We start from the raw sequence: 25,431 nt of genomic DNA, 5'->3' as shown, positions 1-25,431 counted from the left end.
CCAGCGCAACTGCCATAAACCGCACCACTAAATATGCTGAATCGCCTTGTACATAAGCTGGCCTGGCTGCGCCGCACGAGTTTGGTGTCGTCGGGGCTGTGGCTGCTGGCGCTGGGGGCCTGCGGGCGGGAGCGGCAGGGCGAGCCGGCGCGCAACAACACCGCCTACGACCAATTGCTGAAAACGCTGTACCGCAACACGGTGCCGCTGATGCAGCCGGCGCAGCTGGCCGCCACCCTGCAGGCCAAGCCCGGCGGCGTGGTGCTGCTGGACACCCGCACACCCGAAGAGTACCGCATCAGCCACCTGCAGGGCGCCCGGTTTGTGGACTTCGGCACCTTCGAGAAGGCTGAGTTCCGCGACGTGCCCCGCGACCGGCCGGTAGTGGTGTACTGCTCGGTAGGTTACCGGAGCGAGCGGGTAGGGGAGCGGCTGCGCGCCCTCGGCTTCCGCGACGTGCGCAACCTCTACGGCGGCATTTTTCAGTGGGTGAACGACGGCTACCCGGTGTTCAACGCCCAGGGCCGCACCGACGAGGTGCACCCATACTCGGTGCTGTGGAGCCCGTGGCTGAAAAAAGGCCGTAAGGTATATGAGTAGGCTCGTCGGTCCTGACGCTGTGTAGCGCGAACTTTGTAGTTCGCGTCTCCGCGCCGTTGAAACGAAATCGTCCGGGCGGCGCGGGGGCGCGAACTACAAAGTTCGCGCTACACAGCGGCGTCACGTCAGCTTCACAATCATTGCTTTTGAATTCTCTTCCGCTTATGTCTGCCACCAGTACCAATCCTGCTCACCAGCACCTGCTCGTTTTCGCCCGCCACCCCGAACTGGGTAAGGTGAAAACCCGACTGGCCGCCGGCATCGGCAACGAAGCGGCGCTGGCCGTGTACCGGGAGCTGCTGGCCCATACCCGGGCCGTGGCGCAGGCACTGCCCGCCCACAAAACCGTGTGGCTGGCCGAAGCCCCAACAACCCCCCCCGCCAGCGCCGACGCCTGGCCGGACTACGAGCAGCAGCTGCAGTTTCCCGGCGACCTGGGGGCGCGCATGCTGACGGCATTTGCCCACGCCTTCAACCAGGGCGCCCGCGCCGTCCTCATCGTCGGGACGGATTGCCCGGGTTTGTCCACGGCTATTTTGGAGCAGGCATACGCTGCGCTGGCTACGCATGACCTGGTTGTAGGGCCGGCTGAGGATGGCGGGTATTATCTGTTGGGAATGAAAGAGTTGTACGAAGATGTTTTCCTGGGAAAAAGCTGGAGTACTGACTCCGTGCTGGCCCACACCTTGGCCGACGCTGACCGTATGGGCCTGACCGTCGCGCAGCTGCCCACGCTGCGCGACGTAGACGATGCCGCCGACCTGGCCGCTTGGCGCGACACCTCCGGCGAGTAGAAGCTGGGGGTAAGGTGCCGACCAGCAGCTTAAGCAGCCAGCCGCACCAGCCGCTGCTGGCGATAATCCCAAACCATAGCGCCCAGCAGAACGCCATATTCCAGCGCCAGTAGCCACGGATTCTCGGTATAGGCCGTGGTTTGGTAAGCCGCGTACGACAGCACTATCAGTCCCGACCACACGAAGGCGTAGCGGTAGCGCGTAAACACGCTCAGGGCCAGCAGCGGCGTCAGGTACCACGGGTGCACGATGGTAGCCAGCAGGTAGTAGCCCGTGAGCAGCAGCAGCAGGGTGGCCGGTAGGGTGGCCCAGGTCGGGCGCTTTTCGCCGAAGGTCAGCAGCAGAATCCAAGCCACGCTGCCCAGGGCCAGCGCCGGCCCGATGCGGGCAATCTGGTTGTAGCCGGTGAGGTAGTAGCCGCCGGCGCGCAGCAGGTAATACACGCTGGCATTGAACTCGAAGCTGCGGAAATACAGGTTGAGGCTGCGGCCGATGTTGCGGGCCAGCTCTGCCGACACGAACGGCGCGAATAGCAGCGCCACCGTCAGCAGCGTGAGGGCGCCGTAGGCTGCCGTGCGCCACCAGCCCAGCCGGCGCAACAGCAGTGGCAGCAGCAGCAGCGGCAGCAGCTTGGTGCCCACCGCCAGCCCCAGCGCCCCCGCCGAAACCGCCCAGTGCCCCCGCGCCAGCAGCCACAGCGCCAGCAGCAGTAGTGCTACCACCAGGGCCTCGAAGTGCAGGTTGCCGGTCAGCTCCACCAGCACCAACGGGTTGAGCAGGTACCACAGCGCCCGTTGCCGGGGCAGCCCCAGCTGCCGCAGCAGCGCCAGCAGCAGCCCGGCCGTGGCGGCTTCGGCCAGCAGCAGCACCAGCCGCATCAGCAGGACCGCGCCCCGCTCATGGGCCGGAAAGATGCCCGACGCTACCCCGAACACCGCCTGGCACACCGGCGGATACACGGAGTAGTAGTGCGGCGAGTTCAGCCTCGGATAGAGCGTCTGGAGTTCCTCAGCGGCGGGCTGAAGCAGCGTGGTTGCCGGCTGGGGCGAGGTCGGGTTGGCCTGGACCCCAGCCGCAGAATCATCAGCCACGAGTTCATCCGGGCGGTACTGGTACGGGTTGAGGCCAGCGGCCACCAGCAGGCCGTCCCAGCGGAAGCGGTGGTAGTCGTCGGAGAGGGCGGGGAGGGCCGGCAGCCACAGCAGCCGTAGCAGCAGCGCCGCCAGCAGGCCCGCCCATAGCGGCAGCCGCGAGTGTAGCAGCCACGCGTACGCCCCAAATGCCACCGCCAGCAGCCCCAGCAGCAGCCCGAATTCTGCCCGCGGAGTGGCGTAAGCCAGCCCCGCGTACGCCCCGCCCGAAACCAGCAATGCCAGCGCTTGCCGGCCGGTTATCGGCCGCGAATCGTTAGCAAGCGGTTTGGGTGAATTGTTGTCCGTCAGCTTGTTCATGCCGGGTAGCTGATCTGTTGGATGAAGTAGCTGACAACCGGTATCAGGCCCGGTGCCGGACGGAATACAGGAAGATAATGCCGTAGCCGGCCGTGAGCATCAGGTGGAACGGCAATAGGCCCCAGTCGCCGAAATACAGCCCGGCGCCCACTCCGAAGGCGAAGTACAGCGTCAGCAGTCCTTCCGTGAACGTGAGGCCGTCGAGCAGGTCGCCGGTGCGGTAGCGGCGGCCGCGCCAGCCGCCGGTGCGCTTCACCAGCCCCAGCTTGGGCGTGCGGATAAACGCCGACTGCCGGCCCTGGTAGCCCAGCAGCACCGCCCGCGCGTTGTGCAGCGTCAGCCCCATCGACACCGACAAAAACAGCAGGAAGTCGGCCGCGAAGCGCCAGCGCGGGGCGGTGGGCTTATCGAGGCGCCAGGCCGTGTAATAGTAGTACACCAGTGGCACGAAGGCCAGCAGAAACACCGAGGCCACCCGCAGCACCGGCTTCAGTTCCGGCAAATCGGCCCGCACGAACACCAGCGGCACACTCACCAGCGCCATCACCAGAATGGCCACAAACACCGAGCTGTTGAGCAGATGAAACGTGGCGTGCAGCTTGGTGGACAGCGGCTGCCCGGAGCGGAGCACGTTGCGCAGGTGCTTGCGGGCGGTTTCGGCGGCGCCCTTGGTCCAGCGGAACTGCTGCGACTTCAGCGCGTCGAGGGTGGCGGGCAGCTCGGCCGGGGCCACCACGTGGGGCAGGTAGTGGAAGCGCCAGCCCCGCAGCTGGGCGCGGTAGCTCAGGTCCAGGTCTTCGGTGAGCGTATCGGCGTGCCAGCCGCCGGCATCCTCGATGCAGCTGCGGCGCCACACGCCGCCTGTGCCGTTGAAATTGATGAAGTGCCCGCCGGCGTTGCGGCCCAGCTGCTCCACATGGAAGTGCGCGTTCAGCCCGAACGCCTGTAGCTCGGTTAGCAGCGAATACTCCTCGTTGAGGTGGCCCCAGCGCGTCTGGACCACGCCCAGGCGCGGCTCCTGCTGAAAGTACGGCACCGTGCGGCGCAGGAAATCAGGCTGCGGCACAAAGTCGGCGTCGAAGATGGCCACCAGCTCGGCTTCGGAATGGGTCAGGCCGTAGGCTAGGGCGCCGGCCTTGTAGCCCTGGCGGTCGGGCCGGCGCACCTGCTCGATGTGCAGGCCGCGGGCCTGGTGGTAGGCCACGCGCGCCGCCACCAGGGCCACAGTTTCGTCGGTGGAGTCGTCGAGGACCTGGATGTGGAGGCGGTCGGTGGGGTAGTCGAGGGCGGCGCAGGCGTCAATAAGGCGCTCGGCCACAAACACCTCGTTGTAGAGCGGCAGCTGCACCGTCACGCGGGGCCACACGGCCGGCGCGGCCGGCTCCGGCAGCAGGCCCTGCCGGTAGGCACGCCGGGCCAGCCGCGTCAGCTGAAACTGCGTGAGGCTGAAGCCCAACACAAACAGCAGACACAGCCCATAAACGACCAGCAGCGTGATTTCGAGGAAAAGCATTTCAAAAGATGACTAAAGAGAACGTCATGCAGAGGCGGAGCCGAAGCATCTCGCTTGCTGAGGTTGAGTTACTAATCCTGAGTAAGCAAGCGAGATGCTTCGGCTGCGCCTCTGCATGACGTTCTTACTTGCACAAGATCAGGCCGTTTACAGATACCGGAAAATGGTCCAGAGGATTTTGTAGCCGGCGCCCAGTGTGCCGCGCACCGTGCCCGATACTTTGCTGGTGCCGATGCGGCGGCGGTAGCGCACCGGCACTTCGGTGTTGCGCAGGCGCAGCTTGGCGGCTTTGAGCTGCATTTCCACCGTCCAGCCGTAGGTGGTGTCGGCCATGCCAATACGTTGCAGCGCCTCCCGCCGGATTGCCCGGAACGGGCCCAGGTCGGTGAAGTGGGCCCCGTAGAGGCGGCGGAGCAGGTTAGTGGCCAGCCAGTTGCCGAAAATCTGCTGCGGCATCATGGAGCCGGCTTCCCGCTCGCCCAGCGCCCGCGAGCCGATGACCATGTCGGCCTCACCACGCAGGATGGGGGCCACCAGCAGCGGCATTTCCTCGGGGTAGTCGGAATGGTCGCCGTCCAGAAACACGATGATGTCGGCCTGCTCGGGCAGGGGGCGGGCGAAGGCGTGGGCCATGCCGGCCAGGCAGGCGTGGCCGTAGCCGGGGCGGGTTTCGCGCAGCACCGTGGCGCCAGCCGCGCGGGCCACCTCGCCGGTGCGGTCGGAGGAGTTGTTGTCGACTACAATGACTTCCCGCACAAGACCGGCCGGAATCTCGCGCAGCACCTGCGCAATGGACTGCTCTTCGTTGAAAGCAGGAATAATGACGTCAATCAGCATGGCAGGGGCAGCACATAGCCGCCCGCTTTTGGAGGGCAGAGAAAGTTACAGACCACAAAGATGCAGACTTGGACCCGGTTGCCCCCCACGCCGCCCCGCGGCGGGCGCAACATTCGGTGCTGGCAGCGGGTTTCCATCTACTTTTGCGCGCCGGCTGCCCGCCTTATAGGTAGCTGCCGGCTTTCTCACACCCTCAGCCCGCGCACATTGCGCGCCTCATATATGCTTCAGATAGGCGACCAGGCCCCCGACTTCACTCTCAAAACCACCACCGGCGACTCGTTCCGCCTGAGCGAGCAGCGCGGGCAGCGGGCCATCGTGCTGTACTTCTACCCCAAAGACGATACGCCCGGCTGCACCGCCGAAGCCTGCTCGTTCCGCGACCAGTACCAGGATTTCCAGGACCTTGGGGCCGAAGTGGTGGGCGTCAGCTCCGATTCGGAGGCCTCGCACCAGAAATTCACCCAGAAGCACCGGCTGCCCTTCCCGCTGCTGGCCGATGTCGGCGGGCAGGTGCGCAAGCTCTATGAGGTGCCCCGCGCCCTGCTGGGTTTGCTGCCCGGCCGCGTCACGTTCGTCATCGACAAGGAAGGCATGATTCGCTACATTTTCAACTCCATGAACCGGGCCACCGACCACGTAGAAACGGCCAAAAAAGTGCTGGCCGAGCTGAATCAAGCTTAATATATTAAATAAAATATATTAGCCATTCTGCTTCGGGACTGGTATTTTTGCCGCCATGGATGCCTTGCCTGACCAGTTGATTCCAGCTCATGATGCGCACCGTTTGCGCACCCTACACCAGTACCGGATTCTGAACACCACGCCCGAGCCCGTATTTGATGAGTATGTGGCGCTGGCGGCCCAACTGTTTAACCTGCCCATCTCGCTGATTTCGTTGGTGGATGAGGAGCAGGTGTTTTTCAAGGCTAATACCGGCCTGCCCGGGCTGGAGCGGGTAGATCGGGCCGATAGCCTGTGTTCGGCGGCGGTGTTGCAGGATAAGGTGCTGTCGTTTGAGGATTTGTCGGCCAATAGCTGCCGCCTGATCAATCCGTACACGGCGCAGTCGGCCGGGCTGCGGTTCTACGCCGGCGCGGCCCTGCGCATGCCCAACGGCGACAACATCGGGTCGATGTGCGTGATTGGGCGCGAACCCCGCGCCATTACGTCCGGCGAAGAAACCCTGCTTACCATGCTAGCCGACTTAGTGAGCCGCACCATACAGCTGCGGCGCCAGCTCCTGGACTGCGGCCTGCCGGAGCGGTGGGAGCAGGCACAAACCGAGCTGCAGGAACTGCTGCACGACAACTCGGCGCTGGCCCGCTACCTCACCAGCCGCACCGGCACCGTGTCGGCCAGCGAGGCCGACCGGCAGGCAGTAGGGCAGCGGCTGCAGGCGCTGCACCGTCTCCTCGACCGCTACCTCATGCAAACGCTGGCCTAGCGTTCTTCGCTCAGCCCGCAAAAGCAGCTTACTTTCGATAGCAGCAACCGACGGCCTATATTTACGGCCTTTAGCTGTTTACTACGATGGGAGCTTTATTGATTGATATGCTGCAGCGGGCCCAGCGCAGCCGCCGCATTGTGTCGGTGCAGACCGGTGGCACGCTGTTTCTGGGCTACGTGCTCAGCATCAACCCCGAGCTGCTGGTGCTGCGCACCATCACGCGGCAGGGCCTGCTCACGGGCGTGCGTACGCTCGGCCTGGAAACGGTGTCGGAAGTGCATTTCGATGACCGGTATGTGCGCCTGATTGAGTTCAAGGAAAACAACCCCGAAGTAGCCTACGGCCAGGCCGCCGCCCCCGACGGCCTCGATACCACCTACCACACCGTGCCCGCGCTGCTTCAGCACGCCCTCGACACGCACCAGCTGCTGCTGCTCGAAACCCAGAACGACCACGACTACTACGGCTACGTGGTGCGGCTCACGGAAGAGGAGTTGCTGCTGGAAGTGTACACCCAGTACGGCGAGCCCGACGGCCACACCGTGCTCGGCCTCGACGACGTGCGCAGCGTAATCTGGAGCGACGAGGACACGCGCACCATCGAGCTGCTGCTGCGCCAGCGCGACCAGGCCGCCGGCAGCTAGCAGCGCAAGAAGCAGAAGCACGATGCCGGTGTTTTCCGAAGTGCGCGCGCCCCGCATCCGGCTGTATAGCTGGCCCGGGCTGAACGGTATAGGGAGTTGCCTGCTGCTGGTAGTGGTGTATTTCGGCCACCTGCTTTTGGGGGAATCCGCCGTGGTGTGGCTGGCGTGGCTGCTGGCCGGCAGCCTCTACAGTGTCTGGCTGCTGTTTGGCCGGTTCAGCGTTTCTCCCACTGAAGTGCGCCTGGTTACCGGGGGCTGGTTGCGCCCGCACCGCTACCGGGCGCCGCTGGAAGCCGTGATGCTCAATGGCCGCTGGTTGTTGGATGGTGGGAGCCGGAAGGCTGATCAGCCAGTTGCAGTGCTGCAGCTGGAAGTGGCGGAAGACTTTGAAACCGACGAACAGTATATCAGCATTACCTACAACGGAGAAGAAATAGACCATTATTTCTCCTTGCGGCAATGGCCCGATATGGTGGCGGCCCTAACGCACATGGCAGCGTTGCGCCATGAAGCATCGGCAGCCCGGCCTGCCGGTTCTGCGTAAGCAGCAGCTCACCTATGCTGCTTTGCTGATGCTGCGTTCCTCTCTTCTGGTGCTGATGTTGCTGCTGGCCCGCGCCGTAGCGGCCCAGCCTGTGCCTGCCGTGCTCGATGCTACCCTCTCCGGCTACGACTACCCGTTTGCGGTGGGTATGCTGCCTTTGAAGCTGGAAGGGCAGCCGCTGCGCATGGCCTACATGGACGTGCCGCCCACTGCCCGCCCCAACGGCCACACAGTGGTGCTGCTGCACGGCAAAAACTTCTTTGGCGCGTACTGGGTGGAAACCATCCGGGCGCTGACGGCCGCCGGCTTCCGGGTGGTGGTGCCCGATCAGCTGGGCTTCGGCAAGTCCGATAAGCCCGATATTCATTATTCCTTTCACCAACTGGCCCGCAACACCCGGCAGCTGCTCGATACGCTGGGCGTGAAAAAGGCGGTGGTGGTGGGGCACAGCATGGGCGGTATGCTGGCCACGCGCTTCGCTTTGCTCTACCCCGAAACCACTGAGAAGCTGGTCCTGGAAAATCCCATCGGGCTGGAGGACTACCGCGTGGGCGTACCGTTCCAATCCGTCGATCAGGCCGAGGCTACCGAGCGCAAAAGCACCGAGGCCAGCATCCGGAAATACCACGCCACCTACTACCCGCACGGCTACCCCGCCGCCCACGACCAGTGGCTGCTGCCGCTGGCGGCCCAAACCAAAAGCCCGGATTTCGGGCAGGTGGCCCGCGCTAACGCCCTCACCTTCGACATGATCTACCAGCAGCCGGTCTGCTACGAGTTCGGCCAGGTGCGGGTGCCCACGCTGCTCATCATCGGGCAGGATGACCGCACGGTGGTAGGGAAGGGCCTCATCAACAATCCGCAGGTGCTGGCCGCCATGGGCCAGTATCCGGTGCTGGGTAAGCGCGTGGCTGGCCAGATCAAAGGAGCCAAATTAGTGCCGCTGGCGGGCGTGGGCCACATTCCGCATCTGGAGGCCACCCCGCAGTTTCTGGCGGCGCTGCTGGCTTTTGTAAAGCCGTAGGGCGTTTGCCGCTGACGCCGGCCGGCTGCTCCGGGCAGATGTGTGGATTCAACTGTAAGTTGCAGCCGAATCCTGCCTGTTTATGCCCCAGACCTATTTGCGTTGGCTGCTGCCGGCGCTGCTGCTGACTACGGTGCCCACGCTGGCCCAGCGGACAACCCCAGCTCAACCCAAGAAAAAAAGTGCTACGGCCGGCCGGCCGGCCAAAGCCCCGGCGGTAGTGGCAGCCAGCCCCCGCGCCCTAGTCGTGAGCGTCGGTGACACCGGGAAAAGCGCCTTCGTCGTGCCGCAGGTGCAGCTGCCCGTGGCGGCGGCAGCCGGCCGCATCAACCAATACCTGGTAGACGCGGCGTTGGGCGAAGACCTGGAGATGCTACCCGAGCCCCTGACAGCCGCCAGCGGCCTCCGGCAGGCGCTGGCCGAGTACGAAATCAATGGCCAGAGCGGCTTTGTGGGCACCAGCTACGAGGTGCTCTACAATGATGACTACCTGCTGTCGATGGCCCTCACGGCGGAGTATATGGGCGCATACCCGTCGTCGTCGGTTCGGCACGCCACCTTCGACTTGCGCACGGGCCGCCTGCTGCAGGTGCGCGACCTGCTGGCCGACACGCTGGCGCTCCGCCAGCGCTGGCAGCAGTCCATCAACCGCCGCATTGGGGCGCACCTGGCTGCTTTGCCCACCAGCTACCCGGAGCTGGATACCGCCATGCTGGCTGACGTGCGGCAACGCCTATACTGGAACGACAGCACCCGCACCGCCACCCTCGAAGCCAACGACCCGCGGTTTTACGACTTCGCCCTCACGCCCTTCGGCCTCACGCTCTACTACGATTTCGGCTTTCCGCACGTCATTCAGGCCCTGCAGCCCGAAACCGACTACCTGTTTCCTTACGCCGACCTCAAAGCCTGGCTGAAGCCGAAAGGGCCGCTGGAGTTCAAGCGCTAGGTTACGGGAGCCCGCAAACGCAGACCCAGGCCAACAAGCATAGAAAAAAGCGGCGGCACGTTCCTATCAGGAAGTGCCGCCGCTTTCTGTTGTGGCAGTCAATAAGTGGCTTAGCTCAGAATCCGCAGCGAGTCGGCGTGGATGAGCTGGCTGCCCTGGTAGCGGCCTTCGGTAGGGCCGTTTTCGAGGTTGAGCACGCCACGCGGGCAGGCCGTGGAGCACATGCCGCAGCCCACACACGAGGCCCGAATGATAGGCTCGCCCCGCTGGGCGTACTGCTTCACGTCGATACCCATTTCGCAGACGTTGGAGCAGTTGCCGCACGAAATGCACTGTGCGCCGTTGGTGGTGATGCGGAAGCGCGAAAAGTGCTTTTGCAGCAGCCCCAGATAGGCTGCCATCGGGCACCCGAACCGGCACCACACCCGCGCCCCCATCAGCGGGTAGAAGCCCACCCCAATCACACCCGAAAATACCGAGCCGATGGCAAAGCCGTAGGCCTTGGACAGTGGCTCCGTAACGGCTTGCAGGGCCGGCACCGCGCCCGAGGCGCCCAGCCACAGCAGGGCCGTGAGGGCCACAATCAGCACCAGCACGGTGTAGATGATGCGGACTTCCCAGCGCCAGGCGGCGCGGCTTTTGTCGGAGAGGTGGCGGTAGGGGTCGCCGGCGGTTTCGGCCAGCCCGCCGCAGCCGCACACCCACGAGCAGTACCAGCGCTTGCCAAAGAAATACGTGAGAATGGGCGTGCCCACCAAGGACATCACCACGCCCCAGAACACCATGAACACGCCCAGCGCCGGGCCGCCGTCTTTGAGCAGATAACTCACCGTGCTTGGAAACAGATAGTCGTATTTCAGGGGCCAGAAGTAGGAGAAGTAATACTCGGGCCGCTGAAACGCTAGCAGCAGCCCCGGCAGCAGAAACGCAAACCCCAGCTGAAAGAACATCACCGAGGCCGTTCGGATGCGTTGGTAGGGCGAGTGGCGGTACTTCCACAGCGCCCGGCCACCCATCAGCAGCACGGCCAGCGTGTAGAAGGTGCCGTATAAAAACCACTGGTCGCTGGGCTTGTGGCGCAGCCACTGGCTGAACGGGTCGAGGGCGTGAATGAGCTGATTGAGCGGCCCGAAGTTGCCCTGGCCGTCGTCGTTGCTGAACCAGTAGAGTACCACGTAGAAGCCGGTCAGGACCACGGCCGTAAGCCAGGCCACGGCGCCGCGGCTGCTGCTGGCCCGCAGCCAGAGGTTGTCCTGGAGCACCCCGGCCGGCTGGCGCCCAAACGTGTACCAGGCCCAGCCCAGCGTGCCCGCGCTCAGCAGCAGCACGCCCGCCCAGAAGCTGAGGCGCGCCCGGCCTGCATCGGCATCGAAGGCCACGGTGAGCAGCGCCAGGAGCCCCAGGCCAACCACCGTGAGCAGGGTTTTCTCGGTGGCCGTGGTGTCGGGTACCGGTGGGCGGGGCAGGGTCAGGTTAGAGTCAAAAGCCATGACAGACAGCGGAAAACATGCGGGAAATGAAAGCTGGCAACAGGCCGCGCCTAGTGGTGGTGATGGTGGTCTTCGCTGGGTTTGCCGAACAGGTTCAGCAGCGAGCCTACCACGTATAGCGCCGCCCAGCACACATATAGCCAGTTGTAGCCGGGCAGTGAGTGGTGCGCGAAGAAATGCAGAATCAGGTGCGCGCCGCCGCTCATAATCAGGCCCGTAACGGCAATGAACTGGAAGCTGTTGAGGGCGCTGGGACGGTAGAGCTTGGAGAAATCCACGGGAAAAGAGTAGCTGAGTGGTTGAGTAACGGAGTAAGGTGAGAACGTCATGCAGAGGCTCAGCCGAAGCATCTCGCTCGTGTAGTAATCAGCAGCACCACAACGTCAGCACGCGAGATGCTTTGGCTGCGCCTCTGCATGACGTTCTCAGGTACTCCTTGAAAGAAGCTGCTGGTTGAACGTACGCAGGATGGCGGGCTCGTGGCGGCGGAAAAATTCGGGGTCGAAGTTGGCGCGTCGCAGCTGGGCCAGCACTTCCTGCACCGGCGTGCCGGCCCGCAGCCATGTTTCCCACACGTCGTGGCGCTGCCGGATGCCCAGGGCGTTGACGCCCGTTACGGCGTTGCCCTGGCCGGGCCGGTAGTTGATGCGCAGGGCGTGGCGGCCATTGGGGTGCTGCCAGTAGCAGGTGTGCTCGTCGGCCATAGCCTCCGCCGGCACCCGGCCGTAGGTCTGGTACTCGAGCTGAAAGAACTTGGCCGAGTTGAACCACGGCCCGCGCTGGTAGGGCGTCGGCTGCCCGCAGAGGGTGTAGGCCACGGTTTCGCCCTGCATGCGGCCGGTGTACCAGAGCTGCTCGATGGGCACCTCGGCGGCGCCGGGCTGGCGGTGCTGGGCGCAGTCGCCGGCGGCGTACACGTCGGGCAGGCTGGTTTGCAGGTGCGCGTCCACCAGGATGCCGCGGTCGGTTTCCAGGCTGGGGCAGGTGCGGGCCAACGCCAGGTTGGGGGCCACGCCGGTAGCCAAGCCTACCCACTGGCAGGACAGCTCGGTGCCCTGGGTGGTGCGCACGGCGCGCACCCGGCCAGTGTCGTCGGGCAGGATTTCGGCCAGCTCAGTGCCGTAATGCACCGTAATGTGGTGCGCGCGCAGCTGCAGCTCAATCAGGGCGGCTTCTTCGGGGGGCAGCACCGAGCCCCAGTAGCGGCTGTCGCGCACGAGCATGGTCACGGCAATGCCGCGGGAGTGCAGCATCTCAGCCAGCTCAATCCCGATCAGGCCGCCGCCCACCACCACGGCCTGCCGGATGCCGTGCGTGTCGCGGTGCATCTGCTCTAGGTCGGGCAGCGAGTACAGGCCCTGTACGCCCGGCAGGTGCTGGCCGGGCCAGCCCGCCAGCCGGCTCACCGAGCCGGTGGCCAGCAGCAGCTTGTCGTAGGTGAGGGGCGGACCGGAACTCAGGTGCACGGTTTTGCGGCCGGCATCGAGGGCGGTGGCGGTGTCGTGGACCAGCTCCAGGCGGTTTTCCAGCCAGAACCAGTCTTCGTAGGGCTTGATGTCCTGGGCGCGCATATGGCCCATGTACACGTACATGAGGGCCGTGCGGGAAAAGTGGTGTGGCGTCTCCTCCGACACCAGCGTAATGCGGGCCTCGGGCGAGAGCCGCCGCACTGCCAGGGCGCAGCTCACGCCCGTAATGCCGTTGCCGATGATAACCAGGTGCATAGCGCGAAGGGGAGGGGGGAAATGAAAAAAGCCCGGCGGCAAACATCGTCAATGTCGGGCAAACCCGGCCGGAGTTGGCTGCGTGAGCCAGCCCGGTATACGGGCCGGAGCCGGGCCGCGGTTTGGCGTGGGCGGGCCGCTACTGATACGATTGACGGTGCCGATGCCAAAACCTGACATGCTGCTGCCGGGTTTACAGAGAGCCTACTGCCGGGACGTGGCCTGCACACAACTTCACGGGGTAAGGCGCGTACCTGCTCATATAATTCCTCACCCATTACATTCCCCCAACATGGCACTAGATAGTCTGTTTGGCAGCGGCGACGATGTCAACAAAAACGACCAGGAAAATAAGAACATCACCGACAACAGCAACACGGCTCAGAACGAGCAGCTGGAAAAGGAAAAAGACTTTAAGTCGCTGCTCAGCAACGGCAAGGAAGCCAACGACCCCTCGGCGCAACGCAACACCGGCGCCAACGGCTACACCCAGCGCAGCGACCAGAAAAACCAGCTCGAAAACCTGCACATTGGCGGCAGCGAAACCGAGCCCCAGGGCGGCAACGACCACCAGAACGCCGGCGAGCAGGCCCAGGGCCCTGGTTTCGAGGCCGAAGGAAGCTACGACATGGGCAACGCTGTCCGGTCGCGCGACCAGGATTTTGGCGATAAGGAGCCCAGCGGCCCGGCCAAACCCGCCCACGACTAACGCCATCGGCTTCGGCTGCGAGCAACAGAATCCCCGCTTCGAAAGGAGCGGGGATTTTTTGTGCGCGCTACTCATGGGGCCTGTCTTATTGCTAAAATGAAAAAAGCAGCGTCCCCAGGGCCGGATAGTTGCAATAATTAGGATAGAATGTAACAGTTCCTATATCTTTAGGAACCCGTGGTGAACCCCTTTTTCAGCCGCTGTTTTTTCAGCGCTGGCAGCCAGGTTCGCACCGGTTTTGCTCTGATTTTTTCCAACTCCCCAATCCATCCCTATGCCCACTAAATTTACTGTTCCTGAGCCTGAAACCGACGACAGCGCACTACTAAGTGAAGAAGAGGATTATTCCTCCGGCAACGGCCGGCTGGCCCTGATTGTGGGTGCCATTCTGCTGCTGGCCGTCATCGGCTACATGTTTTTGCCGGGTTCCAGCGGCCGCCGCGTGGTTACCACCATCATTCCGTCGGTGATGCTGGGTGAAGCCAGCGTAACGGGCGCACGGGAAGCTGCTCCTGCTGCCACCGCCGATGCAACGGACGCCGAAGAAAAAGCGGCTGCCGATGCCGCTAAGCTGGCCGCCACCGATGCCAAGAAGCCCACCGTAGTGCGCCCAGCCGCCGAGGCTGGCCTGGCCGCTCGCACCGCAGAGTCGGTGGCACCGGTAGCAGCGCCGGCAGAGGAAGCCGTTCCGGCTGCTGAAGCTGCTCCGGCCGCACCCGCGGCCCCTGCCACCGTTACGCTTTCGGGCCGCATTCTGGACGAGGATGGCCGCCCGATGGCCGGCGCCACGGTGCTGCTGAAAGGCTCGCGCAAAGGCACCGGCACTGATGCCAACGGCAACTACACGCTGGAAGTACCCGCCGGCGAAAATTCCCTCGTGTACGGCTACGGCGGCTACCAAGACCAGGAAATCCGCACCCGCGGCTCCCAGCCCGTCAACGTGACGCTGCTGCCCTCGGAAGGAACCAAGCGCCGCCGCAAGTAATCAGTATTGAGTATTTGGTAATAAGCGTTGAGCGGAGGGCTGAGCTGAGTTTCAACGTCCACACGACTTTCTCGCTCTAACTACTCACTACCAACTACTCCCTGCTCACTGACCGCAACAATAAGAAGGCCTCCCCGGATATCCGGGGAGGCCTTCTTGTTGAAAGTAGCCGCGGCGGAGCGCCGGGGCCGTTATTGTCCGCCGAAGCGCTTGCCGAACAGGTAGTACACCGGCACGCCCAGCGCTACCAGCAGCAGCCCCAGGCCCGCGTCGCGGGCCGTGGTGGGCGACACCAGCAGGATGACGCAGAAGGCCGACGCCAGCACCACGTACAGCAGCGGAATCACCGGGTAGCCGAGTGCGCGATAGGGGCGGGGCGCCTCGGGACGGGTGCGGCGCAACACGAAGATGCCGATGATGGTGATGACGTAGAACAGAATCACCGAGAACATCACGTAGTTGAGCAACTGCCCGTAGGAACCCGACAAACACAGCCCGCAGGCCCAAATGCATTGCGCCCACAGCGCCACGCCGGGCACGCCGGCCTTGTTGAGGCGGGCCATGCCAGGGAAGAACAGGCCGTCTTTGGCCATGGCGTAGTAGGCGCGGGCGCCGCTCAGGATGATGCTGTTGTTGGCCCCAAACGTGCTGATCATGATGAGCACGGCCATGAAGCCGGCGCCCACTTTGCCCAGAATGCTGCCGGCCACGGCCGTCCCTACCCGCTCGTCGGCGGCATACATGATGCCGCGGCTCATGAGGTCGGAGGCGGCGGCGGCCGGGTCGCCGTGCAGCGGCAGCACCAACAGATACACCAGGTTGATGAGCAGGTACAGCCCCGTCACGATGCCGGTGCCGATGGCCATGCTGAGTACGATGGTGCGCTCGGGCCGCACGATTTCGTCGCCGGAGAAGCCGATGTTGTTCCAGGCGTCGGAGCTGAACAGGGAGCCGGTCATGGCCAGGCCGATGGCGCCTACCAGGCCCCAGGTGGTAAGCGGCGTGCCCTGGCCGGCGGCGTCGTAGCTCACGGCCTCCCACATGTTGTGGAAGTTGAGGCTCACGGCCTGGTCGCTGATGCCCAGGGCCAGCCCGAACAGGATGAGCAACGCCAGCGCCACCAGCTTGGTGCTGCCGAAGATGTTGGAGATGAGTTTGCCGCCGCGCACCCCGCGCGAGTTCACCCAGGTGAGGCCCACCAGCATGAAGATGGCCAGCAGCATCACGGTGGAAAACTTCAGCGGGCCCAGCTCAAACAGCACGTTCTGCTCGCTGAACCACGGCACCAGCACGCCCACAAACCGCGCAAACGCCACGGCCACGGCCGCAATTACGCCAGTCTGAATCACAAGGAACAGCGACCAGCCGTAGAGGAAGGCCACCAGCTTGTTGTAGGCCTCGCGCAGGTACACGTACTGCCCGCCCACCTTCGGGAACATGGCCGCCAGCTCGCCGTAGCTCACGGCGCCGGCCAGCGTGATAAAGCCCGTAATCAGCCACACCACCAGCAGCCAGCCCGCCGAGCCAACCTGCCGCGCAATGCCGGCCGAGACAATAAAAATACCGGAGCCAATCATGCTGCCGGTGACAATCATGATGGCGTCGAACAGCGTAATGGCCCGCTGAAAATGGCCTTGTTTCTCAGACATAAAAAAGAGCGAAAACAGGATTTGGGCCGGGAAGATAGAAGTATTCTGAGCATCGAATACCATACGGGGCCGTGGCAGCTCCAGAAACCGGCAACCCGGAACCATTGGGGCCACGGGCGCTGTACTAAGCAGCAAGCAGGGGCCGGCTGGGTAATGTGCTTACTTTTGGTGGACGCTCAGCGGCCTGCAACCTATAGGCCCCAGCTGTACTCTTGTTCCTGATCAGACTTTTTCTCTTTTCTCCCTATGCTCCCTTCTTTTCTTCGCACTGTTTCTTCCGCTCGATACTTGCTGGCTGGCAGCCTGCTGCTGTCGTCGGGTGCGCTTCTCACGGCCTGCAACGACTCCGGTATCGACATTGACGCTCTGAACGCTCAGGCATTGCTGCGCCAGAAGCAGGTGCGCACAGCCGATTCGCTGGCCATTACCAAATACATTGCCGACAGCAGCTTCACCACGGCCCGTCGGCAGCCTTCAGGCCTCTACATCATCACCAAAACGCCCGGTACCGGCAACTTGCCTACCGCCGGCCAGCAGGCTTCGGTGGTGTACAAGGGGAGCCTGATCAGCAACAATCAAGTGTTCGATAAGTCGCGTATTGGGGCCGACGGCCAGCCGGTGCCGTTTGTGTACCGCGTGGGCGGCGGCCAGGTCATTACGGGCTGGGAGCTGGGCATCGCGCAGATGCGCAAAGGCGAAAAGGCCATTCTGCTGATGCCGTCGGAGCTGGCCTATGGGCCAGCCGGCGCCAACGGCGTTATCCCGCCCGACGCGCCCCTGCGCTTCGACGTGGAGCTGACCAACATCCAATAAGTAGTATTGCTTGCCGAACGGGGCGGCCGCTGGAAATCTCTGGCGGCCGCCCCGTTGGTTTTGGGGGGCAGGATGTATGCGCTGTGGGCGTCGTAGCGTGAAGATTGGGTAGAAGCCCTAAAACTCGCTCCGGTCGTACCAGCTGCGCATGCGCCATGGGTCGCCTTTCTGGCGGCGCACCAGCACCAGCCGCGCCGAGCCGGCCCCGCTGAACTGCTGGTTGTCGCGCTGCTCGATGCTGAGCTGGAAAGCCCGCTCCACGTACACGAGCGTGTCGGAAAACAGCGTGTCGGTGGTAGGCAGGTACTGGGTCCATTGCAGGTTGGCGGTGCGCGAGGCCCGGAACAGGCGGTAGGTGGTGGCAATTTCCACGTCGCGGTTCCAGGTGCGGTCCACGTTGGCCGCGAAGTCGCGGTACGTGAACGTGAAGCGCCGGTCGAGCAGCTGGCCGTAGAGCGTGGAGTCGCGCAGCTGATAGGCGCTGCGGAACCGCTCGAAAAAGCCGCGCACCGTCACGGGGTTGCCCAGCAGCTGGTTGGGGTCGGTGGGCTGGTCGTCGAGGCCAGGAGCAAACGGGTTGCAGCCTGCGGCTCCCACGGCGCAGAAAGTAACCGAGTAACGGAGTAGCTGAGTAAGTTGGGGCATAGGCGGATATGCGGCAGCGGCAGGTAAACTAAAGTACTCAGCTACTCAACTGCTCAGCTACTCTTCAGTTGCGGATAAAATACTTTTTCAGGTCGGTCCAGCTCAGGGCGCTGGATGTGCGCTGGTCGCGCCAGCTGGCTATCTTCCATTCATTATTACGACGCCGCACCAGCAACCGGATGTTGCCTTCCAGCATCGTGGAGCGAAACGCCGTGTCCGACTGCACGATTTTCAGCTGGTAGAGGGCCGAAACCTCGGCCGAGTCGGCGGTGAAAAACTGGTCGCGGCGGCCACTGAACGTGAGCTGGTTCTGGGCGGTGCCGGCGGCGGAGCGGCGGCGCAGGCCGTTGAGGTAGTCGCGCTCCTCGTTCACGCTCCAGTTGGTAAACAGCGTGGTGGCGGTGCCGGCCGCCGTGGGGTCGGGCAGGAAGCGGTACTGCGGCCCCACAAATGTGCGCTCGTAGTTCACCACGTTCAGGGTCTGCACGGCCGTGGTGAAATTAGCCAGCAGAATATCAATCTGGGTGGGCGGTAGCCAGTCGCTGGCCGCGCCGGCGGGCTCGGGCTCGCGCAGCTGAAAGCAGCCCGAAAGCAGCACCAGCGGTGCTGCCAGCAACCCGGCTTTGAACGAAAGCCCTGCGGCCCCAACCCCGAAAAATCTGCCACAGAAAGTCATGGGTTGAAGATAAGCAGATTTACGGACCGGCTGCGCGCCAACCTAGCGGCATCCTATGGCCGTCGGCGCGAAGCCAAACCGCTAGGCCGGGGGCGCGTGGTCCGGCTTCGCGCCGGCCGGCGCCGTATGAGGGGCAGCGAAGCGGTTGGCTACGGCTGAATACCTATTTTTGCCGCCCGCTCCCGGAGTTCCAATGTCAAAAAAGCTACTAGTCTTTCTTACCGGTCTGTTTCTGCTGGCGGCGCTGGCGTCGTACGTGTACTACCGGCGCACGGTAGCCGCCGTTCCCCTCGACCCCTGGGCGCTGGTGCCCGACGATGCCGTGCTGGTAACCGCCACCCGCGACCAGCCCACGCTGGTGCGCCACCTCAAGGAAACCCAGGTCTGGGACAACCTCACCACCGTGCGGTATTTCCAGAACCTCGAAAACACGGTGGCGCTGATTGACAGCCTCACTGGCAGCCGCAACGTGGTGCTGCGCTTTCTGGGCCGCAAGCACGTGCTGACGTCGGTACACGTCACCGGGCCCGGCCGCTTCGATGTGCTGCTGCAGGTGCCCATCGGCAGCGTGCGCGAGTACCGGCAGGTGCGCAGCCTGGTGGATGCCCTGGCCCGCGACCCGCAGTTTCGGGTGCGCACCCGCGACTACGAGGGCACGCTGCTCACCGAAATCAATGAGCCCGGCACCGGACGCGGCCTCACGTTTCTCAACCACCGCAACCACCTGATATTTAGTCCTAATCCGCTGCTGGTGGAAGCCGTGGTGCGCCGCCTGGCTGGCCCCGCGCAGCCCACTGTTGCCGCTGACTTCCAGGGCACCGACTTCTTCCGCCTGCGCGACGTGGACGCCACGCTGCTGATCAACTACCGCCGGCTGCCGCAACTGCTGGGTGTGTTTTTTCGAGCCGACGTAGGGCCGAGCATCGGGGCCCTGACCAGCCTGGGCCGCAACGGTCAGCTGGAAATGAAGCTGGCCGGCAACAAAGTGGTGTTCAACGGCTTCGTCAACCCCGAAACCACGGCCGGCAGCCTGCACGAGCGGCTGCGTGGCCAGCCCGCCCAGCGCCTGCGCATGGCCGAAGTGCTGAGCTTGCGCACGGCCTTGCTGGTGCACTTGGGCCTGGGCCCGGCCGGCGTTCTGCGCGGCCCGCGCCCGGCTACACCCCGCCCCGATACCCTCAACCCGGCCGTGCTGCCGCTGCTCGACAGCCTCACGGCGGGCCTGAGTCAGGAAGTGGCGCTGGCCTATCTGGCCCCGCCCACGGCCCGCGTGAAGCCCGGCCGCCTGGCGTTGATGTGGTGTGCCCGGCCCGCGCAGCAGGCGCTGCTGCTGGGCCAGCTGCGCCGGGTAGTGGGCGCCAGCCCGTCGTTTGAGCGGGTAGGGCCCTACCAGATTCACCAGACCGGGGTGCCGGAACTGCCGGCCCGGCTGGTGGGGCCGCTGTTTGCCGGCTTCCGGGCGCCGGTGGTGGCCGTGGTGGGCAGCTACCTGGTGTTCGGCGACGATGCCGCTGCGCTGCGGGCCTGGCTGCAGGACGTGGCCGCCGAAAACGTATGGTCCCGCTCGCCCACGCAGGTGGCTTTTCTGCAGGAAACCCAGCCGCTGGCCCGCCTGAGCGTGGTGCTGGATACCCGCAACGCCTGGAACCTGCTGCTGCGCGGGCTGGTGGAAGAGCGCCGGGCCGGGCTGCTGCGCAACGAGTCGTTGTTTAAGCGGTTTCCGCAGGTGGCGCTGCAGCTGGTGCCCGCCGCCAATGAGCAGGAAGAAGGCGCTCAGTATTTCAGCCAGCTGCTGCTGCGCCATCCGTTGGTGGGTCCGGCCGTGGCGCGGCCGCAGGGCAGCACTGGCACGGGCAGCGTACTGGCCTTCAAAACGCCGCTGGCCGGAGCGCCGCTGCTGGTGCCGGTGGCCGGCGCCACCCGGCCCGGCGTGTTGGTGCAGGATGCCGCCCAGGTGCTGCACTACGTGACGCCCGAAAACGTGGTGGCCTGGTCTGACTCGCTGCCGGGGCCGCTGGTGGGGCGGCTGCAGCGCCGCACGGTGGCCGGCCGCGCCGGCTACCTGCTGGCCACGGCCGGGCAGCTGCATTTCCTGGATCAGCAGGGGCGCCCGGCGCCGCAGTTTCCGCTCAACCTGCCCGACTCGGTGCGGGCTACGGGCCTGAGTGTGTCGCCGGAAGGGGCGGGGGCGGCCCCGCGGCTGCTGGTGGCCGGGGGGGCGGAAACCTGTTTCTGTACGACACCAACGGCAACGCCTACCCCAACTGGCAGCCCAAACGCCTGGACTTCAACCTGGCCGCTCAGCCGCTGTACCTAACCGTAGGCGGGCGCGACGTGCTGGTGGTGCTGCTGGAAAACGGCTACGTCTACGCCTTCGATCAGCAGGGCGCCACCTACCCGGGCTTCCCCATCAGCATGGGTGCGAGGCTGCAGAGCGAGGCGCTGGTGGAAGCGGCCGGCCCCACGCTCAGCCGCACCCGCCTTACCGTGGTCAATCAGCACGGCGAGCAGGTGACCTTCACGCTGGCCGGCGACATCGTGAGCCGCCGCCGGGTGGCTACCTGGAGCCGCAGCTCGGTGTTCCGGCTCATCCCCGACCAGCAGCGGCGCTCTTTCGTGGTGGTGCGCGAAGCCGGCGGCCAGCTGGATCTGTTTGAAGCCGGCGGGCGGCGCCTGCTGGGCCAGCGCTTCCTCACTTCCGGCGCCAAGCCGGTGCAGTTCTTCGACTTTGGCAGTGGCCGCCGCGTGTATGCCATCACGGAGCCGGGCCCCGGCAAGGCCTACCTCTACGACAGCCAGGGCCGCCTGCTGGGCGGGCAGCCTTTCGAGAGCAGCGCCCCGGAAATCGGGCTGGAATATGAAGCCGGCACCAACACCTACCACCTCTACCGCACCGCCGGCCCGGAGCTGCGCCGTACGGGCCTGGAGCTGAAATAGCCGTCTGGGAGAGGTTGGGGCGCGCTCATGCAAGCGCCGCAAGGCCGGCTTCCATGCAAAACTGAATATATTGCCTGTTCAGCCAGCCGCTTTTTCAGGCCGGCCTCAACTTCACTGCGCTTGAACCCAACTTCTACTTCCGCTGCATCCTGGCCTATCGGGCTGGTGGTGGGCAAATTTCTGCCGTTTCATGCCGGGCACCAGCTGCTGCTGGAGCAGGCGGCGGCCCGCGTGCAGGACCTCTACGTGCTGGTGTACTCCAACCCCGATCCGGCCACGATGGACGCCGAAACCCGCGCCAGCTGGATCCGGCAGATTTACACGCCGGCTGGGTCCGAGCCGGGCACGCCGCCGCGCATCGGTAGCACGGTGCTGCACGTGGTGGCCCTGCCGGTGGGCCAGCTGCCCGTGCCGCCCAACGAGGCCGACGACCACTCGCACCGCGAGTTTGTGCGGCGCTGGCTGCGGCAGCAGCCCCTGCGGCCCGATGTGGTATTTGCCTCCGAAGACTACGGCCCCGGCTTCGCAGCGCACATCGGCGCTGAGTACGTGGGGGTAGATCCGGCCCGCACAACGGTGCCTATTTCCGGCACCCGGATTCGCGAAGACCTGTACGGGCACAATGCCTTCCTGCATCCGGTGGTGCAGGCGCACTTTCACTCGCCCCAGTTTATCCGCAAGATTGTGCTGATGGGGGCCGAAAGCACTGGCAAATCCACGCTCAGCAAGGCGCTGGCCGCGGCCTACGGCACCGTGTGGGTGCACGAGTACGGCCGCACGCTGCACGAGGAAAAGAACGGCGCCACCGACTTCGACGACCTGCTCTACATTGCGCACCGCCACCGCGAGCTGGAAGACGAGGCCGTGCCGCACGCCCGCCACTTCCTGTTCGTGGACACCAACGCGGCCACCACGGCGCAGTTCTCCTACTTCTACTATGCCCGCTGCGCGCCCGAACTGATGGCGCTGGCCGCCGAATGCCGGCAGCGTTACTTCCACACCTTCCTCTGCGCCCCCGACATTCCGTACGAAGATGACGGCTGGCGCGACCCGGAAGCCCTGCGCGACTTCCACCACGGCATGGTGGCCATGCAGCTCGACATGCTGCAAATCCCCTACACGCTGCTCACGGGCTCCGTGGAGGAGCGCCTGCAGCAGGTCTACGCCGTGCTCGGCGAGCCGCAGAACGTGCTGGCCTCCGCCCTCACCACCGACCCGCGCAAGTGGGGGTAGGTGGTGGGTTTGTGCGGTAGTGGGTTGGTGGATTTATCGTCATCCTGAGCTTGCGAAGGATCTTATCACGCTTGAACAAGTCGTTGTTACGATTATCGTTCAGCTGAAATAAGGTCCTTCGCAAGCTCAGGATGACAGGACCTGTAGTATCTCACCTATTCGTGAGCCAGCCTTTGCGGTAGAAATACACCAGCTGGAACGCCACAATGCTCACCAGCACCACCAGCAGCACCGGGTAGCCCCAGGGCTCGTAGAGCTCGGGCATGTTGAGGTGGTTGATGCTGCCGTCGGGGTTTTCGCGCTGGAAGTTCATGCCGTAGAGGCCCACCACGAAGCTCAGCGGGATGAAGATGGAGCTGATGATGGTCAGCACCTTCATCACCTCGTTCATGCGGTTGCTCTGGTTGCTCATGAATAGCTCCACCAGGCTCGTCACCGATTCGCGGTAGCTCTCGGCCAAGTCCAGGGCCTGGATGGCGTGGTCGTAGCAGTCGCGGAAGTAGACCTTCATTTCTTCAGGCACTATCTCGTCGGGCATGCGCAGGATTTCGGCCACTTTCTCGCGCTCCGGGTACACGAAGCGCCGGAACCGGATGATGTCCTTTTTCATGCGCAGAATGCGGCCCAGCACGCGCCGGTCGGGGCGGTCCTGCAGAATCCGGTCTTCCAGCTTCTCAATATAGTCGCCGATGGCGGCCATCGTGGGGTAGTACTGGTCGAGCACCACGTCGGTGAGGGCGTAGGCCAGGTATAGCGGCGGCTTGCGCTTGATCTGGCTGAAACCCGACCGGATGCGCTGCCGCACGGTGTCGAGGCAGTCCACGTAGTCGTCCTGAAACGTGAGCACGTAGTTGGGGCCGGTGAAGATGGAGAGCTGGTCGTCGTCGATTTCGAGCAGCTGCGTGAACTCCGTCATGCGCGACACAAGAAACAGGCGATTGTCGCCGAACACGTCCACTTTGGCCCGCTGATAGTCGCCCAGCACGTCTTCCATTTGCAGCGGGTGCAGCTCGAAGTCGGCCATAATCTGCTGCATCAGCTCCAGGTCGTTGTAGCCGCGCACATCAATCCAGTGGCGCAGCTCGGGGTGGCCGTGGAAGTAGGCCAGCAGCTCCTGATAGTCGTCGTATTCGCGCTCCTGGCAGGAATTTTCGTCGTAGGAAATCAAAAACAGCCGGGGCGTGAGCGAGCCTTCGCGGATGGTGAGTGTGCCCGGGCGCTGGCCCACGTGGGCCTCGCGGGCCAAGCGGGTGTCGGCGCGGTCGGCCACGGAATGCCGGCGCTCGGGCGTGGGCTCGGTGGAGGCATCGGGGGGCGGCAGCAGCGGGGCGGCGGCTGTGGGAGAAGCGGGTTCCATAGAAGGGAGGCGGATTGAGGCCAATGTACGGCGGAAGGCGGGGAGAAAGTTGGCCGGCGTACTTTTGGGGCCCATGTCAGTTGCCCGCCCATCCGCCGCCACGCCGCCCGCCGCGCCACCCGCCGCCCGGCAGTTTGTGCGCGGCTCGGTAGGCTCGGGCGTGGCCGTGGTGGCGCGTGCGGCAGGGGCACTGCTGCTCAACAAGCTGCTGGCCGTGTACGGCGGCCCCGGCGGCCTCACGCTGCTGGCGCACTTCCAGAACCTGATGGCCTTGTTCACGACGCTGCCCAACGACGGCACGCACGTGGGCCTGGTGAAATATCTGGCGCCGCTGCCGGCCCGCGCCGGCCGCTACCGGGCGTGGCTGGGGGCCGCGCTGCTGCTGAACGGGGCCGCGCTGGCCCTGGGGCTGCTGGCGCTGCTGCTGTTTCCGGGGCCGCTGGTGGGAGTGTTTCAGCCCTCGGTGGGCTGGGTGGCGCTGTTTGGGCTGGGCATTGCGCTGCTCACGGCCTATGCGCTGCTGGGCGCCGTGTTGCTGGCTGCCGGGCAGCTGCGCGCCTACGTTGGCCTGACGGTAGCGCTGAGCTTGCTGGGGCCGGCGGCGGTGGCGATGGTGCTGGCCGGCGGCGGCGCGGCAACCACGGCGCTGCTGGCGTATCTGCTGGCTCAGGGTGCCACGCTGCTGCCCGCCCTTTGGCTGACGCACCGGGCCGGGCTGCTGCCGGCGCTGTGGCCGGGCCGCCTGAGCAAAGCCGCGCTGCGGGGCCTGGGCCGCTTCCTGCTGATGGCCGTGGGGCTGCTGCTGTTCGGAAAGGCTGTGGACTTTGCGGTGCGGGAGCTGCTGATCCGGCAGTTCAGCCTCGCCGAAACCGACCTCTGGCAGGCCGTAGCCAAGCTCTCCGACAACTACACCATGGTGATGACGGCCGTGATGAGCAGCGTGTATTACCCGCGGCTGGCGGCGCTGGCGCCTCAGCCAGCCGCGCAGCGGGCTTGGGTACGCACGGTGCTGCGGATGCTGGTGCCGCTGCTGGCCGCCGGCCTGGGTTTGCTCTACGCGCTGCGCCACTGGCTGCTGCCGGTGCTATTTGAGGCCCGTTTCGGGGCGGCCGCCAGCCTGCTGGGCCCCCAGCTGCTAGGCGACTGGCTGCGGTTTGTAGCGTGGCCTTTGGTGATGGTGCTCACGGCCCAGGCCCGCGTAGGGCGCTACGTAGCGTTGCAGGCAGCCTCGGCGGTGCTGTACGCCGCGGCCCTGGCGCTGCTGCTGCCGCGGCTGGGTTTGGTGGGAGCGGTGTGGGCCTCGGCGCTGCGCCACGGTCTGCTGCTGCTCTGGTGCGGCTGGTATTTTCGGCGGTTTTGGGTTGGGGAGGTGATGAAGTGATGGGGTGATGAGGTGATGATGGGGTA

At 64.8% G+C, this 25,431-nt stretch carries 25 protein-coding genes; 15 read left to right on the top strand and 10 right to left on the bottom strand.

Annotated elements, in window-relative coordinates; all coding sequences use genetic code 11:
- The first annotated feature begins 33 nt into the window (after nucleotides 1-33).
- Both N008_RS19090 and N008_RS19085 read left to right on the top strand, forming a co-directional pair.
- Nucleotides 34-600 (top strand): rhodanese-like domain-containing protein, encoded by a 567-nt coding sequence (locus tag N008_RS19090; RefSeq protein ID WP_052381757.1) that lies wholly within the window; start codon nucleotides 34-36, stop codon nucleotides 598-600.
- A gap of 164 nt (nucleotides 601-764) precedes the next feature.
- Entirely contained in the window at nucleotides 765-1,394 is a 630-nt protein-coding gene (locus N008_RS19085; protein WP_052381756.1) for a TIGR04282 family arsenosugar biosynthesis glycosyltransferase, read from the top strand.
- Nucleotides 1,395-1,423: 29 nt separating this feature from the next.
- Here the strand turns inward: N008_RS19085 and N008_RS19080 are convergent, their stop codons facing one another.
- The 3 genes from N008_RS19080 to N008_RS19070 all read right to left on the bottom strand — a co-directional run bounded on the left by N008_RS19080 (nucleotide 1,424) and on the right by N008_RS19070 (nucleotide 5,195).
- Complete coding sequence (locus tag N008_RS19080) at nucleotides 1,424-2,845, bottom strand: glycosyltransferase 87 family protein (RefSeq protein WP_052381755.1); 1,422 nt, start codon at nucleotides 2,843-2,845, stop codon at nucleotides 1,424-1,426.
- Between the two features lie 43 nt (nucleotides 2,846-2,888).
- Entirely contained in the window at nucleotides 2,889-4,358 is a 1,470-nt protein-coding gene (locus N008_RS19075; protein WP_044017891.1) for a cellulose synthase family protein, read from the bottom strand.
- Nucleotides 4,359-4,505: 147 nt separating this feature from the next.
- Nucleotides 4,506-5,195 carry a glycosyltransferase family 2 protein gene (locus N008_RS19070; RefSeq protein WP_044017890.1) on the bottom strand — a complete coding sequence of 230 codons (690 nt, stop codon included), beginning with the start codon at nucleotides 5,193-5,195 and terminating at the stop codon, nucleotides 4,506-4,508.
- 222 nt (nucleotides 5,196-5,417) lie between these two features.
- Between N008_RS19070 and N008_RS19065 the strand changes: the two genes are divergently transcribed.
- The 6 genes from N008_RS19065 to N008_RS19040 all read left to right on the top strand — a co-directional run bounded on the left by N008_RS19065 (nucleotide 5,418) and on the right by N008_RS19040 (nucleotide 9,806).
- Entirely contained in the window at nucleotides 5,418-5,879 is a 462-nt protein-coding gene (locus N008_RS19065; RefSeq protein WP_044017889.1) for a peroxiredoxin, read from the top strand.
- A gap of 55 nt (nucleotides 5,880-5,934) precedes the next feature.
- Nucleotides 5,935-6,642 (top strand): GAF domain-containing protein, encoded by a 708-nt coding sequence (locus N008_RS19060; protein WP_052381754.1) that lies wholly within the window; start codon nucleotides 5,935-5,937, stop codon nucleotides 6,640-6,642.
- Nucleotides 6,643-6,728: 86 nt separating this feature from the next.
- Entirely contained in the window at nucleotides 6,729-7,289 is a 561-nt protein-coding gene (locus N008_RS19055; protein ID WP_156109416.1) for a hypothetical protein, read from the top strand.
- 115 nt (nucleotides 7,290-7,404) lie between these two features.
- Complete coding sequence (locus tag N008_RS19050) at nucleotides 7,405-7,833, top strand: hypothetical protein (protein WP_156109415.1); 429 nt, start codon at nucleotides 7,405-7,407, stop codon at nucleotides 7,831-7,833.
- Complete coding sequence (locus N008_RS19045) at nucleotides 7,796-8,857, top strand: alpha/beta fold hydrolase (RefSeq protein ID WP_231569747.1); 1,062 nt, start codon at nucleotides 7,796-7,798, stop codon at nucleotides 8,855-8,857. The genes N008_RS19050 and N008_RS19045 overlap by 38 nt, the downstream gene beginning before the upstream one ends.
- A gap of 82 nt (nucleotides 8,858-8,939) precedes the next feature.
- The gene (locus tag N008_RS19040) at nucleotides 8,940-9,806 is read left to right on the top strand and encodes a hypothetical protein (protein WP_044017886.1); all 867 of its coding nucleotides are present in this window, start codon (nucleotides 8,940-8,942) and stop codon (nucleotides 9,804-9,806) included.
- Nucleotides 9,807-9,916: 110 nt separating this feature from the next.
- Here the strand turns inward: N008_RS19040 and N008_RS19035 are convergent, their stop codons facing one another.
- The 3 genes from N008_RS19035 to N008_RS19025 form a co-directional block, all read right to left on the bottom strand.
- Entirely contained in the window at nucleotides 9,917-11,296 is a 1,380-nt protein-coding gene (locus N008_RS19035; RefSeq protein WP_052381753.1) for a 4Fe-4S binding protein, read from the bottom strand.
- 50 nt (nucleotides 11,297-11,346) lie between these two features.
- Nucleotides 11,347-11,574 (bottom strand): hypothetical protein, encoded by a 228-nt coding sequence (locus tag N008_RS19030; RefSeq protein WP_044017885.1) that lies wholly within the window; start codon nucleotides 11,572-11,574, stop codon nucleotides 11,347-11,349.
- Nucleotides 11,575-11,721: 147 nt separating this feature from the next.
- Nucleotides 11,722-13,020 (bottom strand): NAD(P)/FAD-dependent oxidoreductase, encoded by a 1,299-nt coding sequence (locus N008_RS19025; protein ID WP_052381752.1) that lies wholly within the window; start codon nucleotides 13,018-13,020, stop codon nucleotides 11,722-11,724.
- Nucleotides 13,021-13,312: 292 nt separating this feature from the next.
- Here N008_RS19025 and N008_RS21960 point away from each other — a divergent pair, with 292 nt between their 5' ends.
- Together N008_RS21960 and N008_RS19015 are read left to right on the top strand one after the other, a co-directional pair.
- Nucleotides 13,313-13,729 carry a hypothetical protein gene (locus N008_RS21960; protein WP_052381751.1) on the top strand — a complete coding sequence of 139 codons (417 nt, stop codon included), beginning with the start codon at nucleotides 13,313-13,315 and terminating at the stop codon, nucleotides 13,727-13,729.
- Nucleotides 13,730-14,003: 274 nt separating this feature from the next.
- Entirely contained in the window at nucleotides 14,004-14,714 is a 711-nt protein-coding gene (locus tag N008_RS19015) for a carboxypeptidase-like regulatory domain-containing protein (protein WP_044017884.1), read from the top strand.
- 191 nt (nucleotides 14,715-14,905) lie between these two features.
- Here the strand turns inward: N008_RS19015 and N008_RS19010 are convergent, their stop codons facing one another.
- Nucleotides 14,906-16,363 (bottom strand): APC family permease, encoded by a 1,458-nt coding sequence (locus N008_RS19010; protein WP_044019114.1) that lies wholly within the window; start codon nucleotides 16,361-16,363, stop codon nucleotides 14,906-14,908.
- Between the two features lie 246 nt (nucleotides 16,364-16,609).
- Here N008_RS19010 and N008_RS19005 point away from each other — a divergent pair, with 246 nt between their 5' ends.
- Nucleotides 16,610-17,176, top strand: a complete 567-nt coding sequence (locus tag N008_RS19005) for an FKBP-type peptidyl-prolyl cis-trans isomerase (RefSeq protein WP_081910892.1) — start codon at nucleotides 16,610-16,612, stop codon at nucleotides 17,174-17,176.
- 117 nt (nucleotides 17,177-17,293) lie between these two features.
- Here N008_RS19005 and N008_RS19000 read toward each other — a convergent pair whose 3' ends face one another.
- Both N008_RS19000 and N008_RS18995 read right to left on the bottom strand, forming a co-directional pair.
- Complete coding sequence (locus N008_RS19000) at nucleotides 17,294-17,821, bottom strand: hypothetical protein (RefSeq protein ID WP_071884572.1); 528 nt, start codon at nucleotides 17,819-17,821, stop codon at nucleotides 17,294-17,296.
- A gap of 64 nt (nucleotides 17,822-17,885) precedes the next feature.
- Nucleotides 17,886-18,497, bottom strand: a complete 612-nt coding sequence (locus N008_RS18995) for a hypothetical protein (protein ID WP_156109414.1) — start codon at nucleotides 18,495-18,497, stop codon at nucleotides 17,886-17,888.
- A 193-nt stretch (nucleotides 18,498-18,690) separates the two neighbouring features.
- On the opposite strand from N008_RS18995, the gene N008_RS18990 reads away from it, so the two are divergent.
- From N008_RS18990 to N008_RS18980, 3 genes are all read left to right on the top strand, one after another.
- Nucleotides 18,691-20,814 carry a hypothetical protein gene (locus N008_RS18990; protein ID WP_044017881.1) on the top strand — a complete coding sequence of 708 codons (2,124 nt, stop codon included), beginning with the start codon at nucleotides 18,691-18,693 and terminating at the stop codon, nucleotides 20,812-20,814.
- Nucleotides 20,815-20,831: 17 nt separating this feature from the next.
- Nucleotides 20,832-21,434, top strand: coding sequence for a hypothetical protein (locus N008_RS18985; protein WP_044017880.1), 603 nt, complete (start codon nucleotides 20,832-20,834; stop codon nucleotides 21,432-21,434).
- A gap of 120 nt (nucleotides 21,435-21,554) precedes the next feature.
- Nucleotides 21,555-22,667: an AAA family ATPase gene (locus N008_RS18980; RefSeq protein WP_197062904.1), complete on the top strand. Its 1,113-nt coding sequence runs from the start codon at nucleotides 21,555-21,557 to the stop codon at nucleotides 22,665-22,667.
- Nucleotides 22,668-22,818: 151 nt separating this feature from the next.
- Here N008_RS18980 and corA read toward each other — a convergent pair whose 3' ends face one another.
- Nucleotides 22,819-24,024 carry a magnesium/cobalt transporter CorA gene (corA, locus tag N008_RS18975; RefSeq protein WP_156109413.1) on the bottom strand — a complete coding sequence of 402 codons (1,206 nt, stop codon included), beginning with the start codon at nucleotides 24,022-24,024 and terminating at the stop codon, nucleotides 22,819-22,821.
- 73 nt (nucleotides 24,025-24,097) lie between these two features.
- Between corA and N008_RS18970 the strand changes: the two genes are divergently transcribed.
- Entirely contained in the window at nucleotides 24,098-25,405 is a 1,308-nt protein-coding gene (locus tag N008_RS18970) for a hypothetical protein (protein WP_044017879.1), read from the top strand.
- The last annotated feature ends 26 nt before the right edge of the window (nucleotides 25,406-25,431 follow it).

Source organism: Hymenobacter sp. APR13 (genome assembly GCF_000737515.1).
GTDB lineage: Bacteria > Bacteroidota > Bacteroidia > Cytophagales > Hymenobacteraceae > Hymenobacter.
Note: the sequence above shows the minus strand (reverse complement) of the source record. Positions and strands in the feature narration are given on the sequence as shown.

Excerpts from the sequence above, each read along its gene's own strand:
- N008_RS19090 (WP_052381757.1), top strand. The coding sequence starts at position 34 with ATGCTGAATCGCCTTGTACATAAGCTGGCCTGGCTGCGCCGCACGAGT.
- N008_RS19085 (WP_052381756.1), top strand. The coding sequence starts at position 765 with ATGTCTGCCACCAGTACCAATCCTGCTCACCAGCACCTGCTCGTTTTC.
- N008_RS19080 (WP_052381755.1), bottom strand. The coding sequence starts at position 2,845 with ATGAACAAGCTGACGGACAACAATTCACCCAAACCGCTTGCTAACGAT.
- N008_RS19075 (WP_044017891.1), bottom strand. The coding sequence starts at position 4,358 with ATGCTTTTCCTCGAAATCACGCTGCTGGTCGTTTATGGGCTGTGTCTG.
- N008_RS19070 (WP_044017890.1), bottom strand. The coding sequence starts at position 5,195 with ATGCTGATTGACGTCATTATTCCTGCTTTCAACGAAGAGCAGTCCATT.
- N008_RS19065 (WP_044017889.1), top strand. The coding sequence starts at position 5,418 with ATGCTTCAGATAGGCGACCAGGCCCCCGACTTCACTCTCAAAACCACC.
- N008_RS19060 (WP_052381754.1), top strand. The coding sequence starts at position 5,935 with ATGGATGCCTTGCCTGACCAGTTGATTCCAGCTCATGATGCGCACCGT.
- N008_RS19055 (WP_156109416.1), top strand. The coding sequence starts at position 6,729 with ATGGGAGCTTTATTGATTGATATGCTGCAGCGGGCCCAGCGCAGCCGC.
- N008_RS19045 (WP_231569747.1), top strand. The coding sequence starts at position 7,796 with ATGAAGCATCGGCAGCCCGGCCTGCCGGTTCTGCGTAAGCAGCAGCTC.
- N008_RS19040 (WP_044017886.1), top strand. The coding sequence starts at position 8,940 with ATGCCCCAGACCTATTTGCGTTGGCTGCTGCCGGCGCTGCTGCTGACT.
- N008_RS19035 (WP_052381753.1), bottom strand. The coding sequence starts at position 11,296 with ATGGCTTTTGACTCTAACCTGACCCTGCCCCGCCCACCGGTACCCGAC.
- N008_RS19025 (WP_052381752.1), bottom strand. The coding sequence starts at position 13,020 with ATGCACCTGGTTATCATCGGCAACGGCATTACGGGCGTGAGCTGCGCC.
- N008_RS21960 (WP_052381751.1), top strand. The coding sequence starts at position 13,313 with ATGGCACTAGATAGTCTGTTTGGCAGCGGCGACGATGTCAACAAAAAC.
- N008_RS19015 (WP_044017884.1), top strand. The coding sequence starts at position 14,004 with ATGCCCACTAAATTTACTGTTCCTGAGCCTGAAACCGACGACAGCGCA.
- N008_RS19010 (WP_044019114.1), bottom strand. The coding sequence starts at position 16,363 with ATGTCTGAGAAACAAGGCCATTTTCAGCGGGCCATTACGCTGTTCGAC.
- N008_RS19005 (WP_081910892.1), top strand. The coding sequence starts at position 16,610 with ATGCTCCCTTCTTTTCTTCGCACTGTTTCTTCCGCTCGATACTTGCTG.
- N008_RS19000 (WP_071884572.1), bottom strand. The coding sequence starts at position 17,821 with ATGCCCCAACTTACTCAGCTACTCCGTTACTCGGTTACTTTCTGCGCC.
- N008_RS18995 (WP_156109414.1), bottom strand. The coding sequence starts at position 18,497 with ATGACTTTCTGTGGCAGATTTTTCGGGGTTGGGGCCGCAGGGCTTTCG.
- N008_RS18990 (WP_044017881.1), top strand. The coding sequence starts at position 18,691 with ATGTCAAAAAAGCTACTAGTCTTTCTTACCGGTCTGTTTCTGCTGGCG.
- corA (WP_156109413.1), bottom strand. The coding sequence starts at position 24,024 with ATGGAACCCGCTTCTCCCACAGCCGCCGCCCCGCTGCTGCCGCCCCCC.
- N008_RS18970 (WP_044017879.1), top strand. The coding sequence starts at position 24,098 with ATGTCAGTTGCCCGCCCATCCGCCGCCACGCCGCCCGCCGCGCCACCC.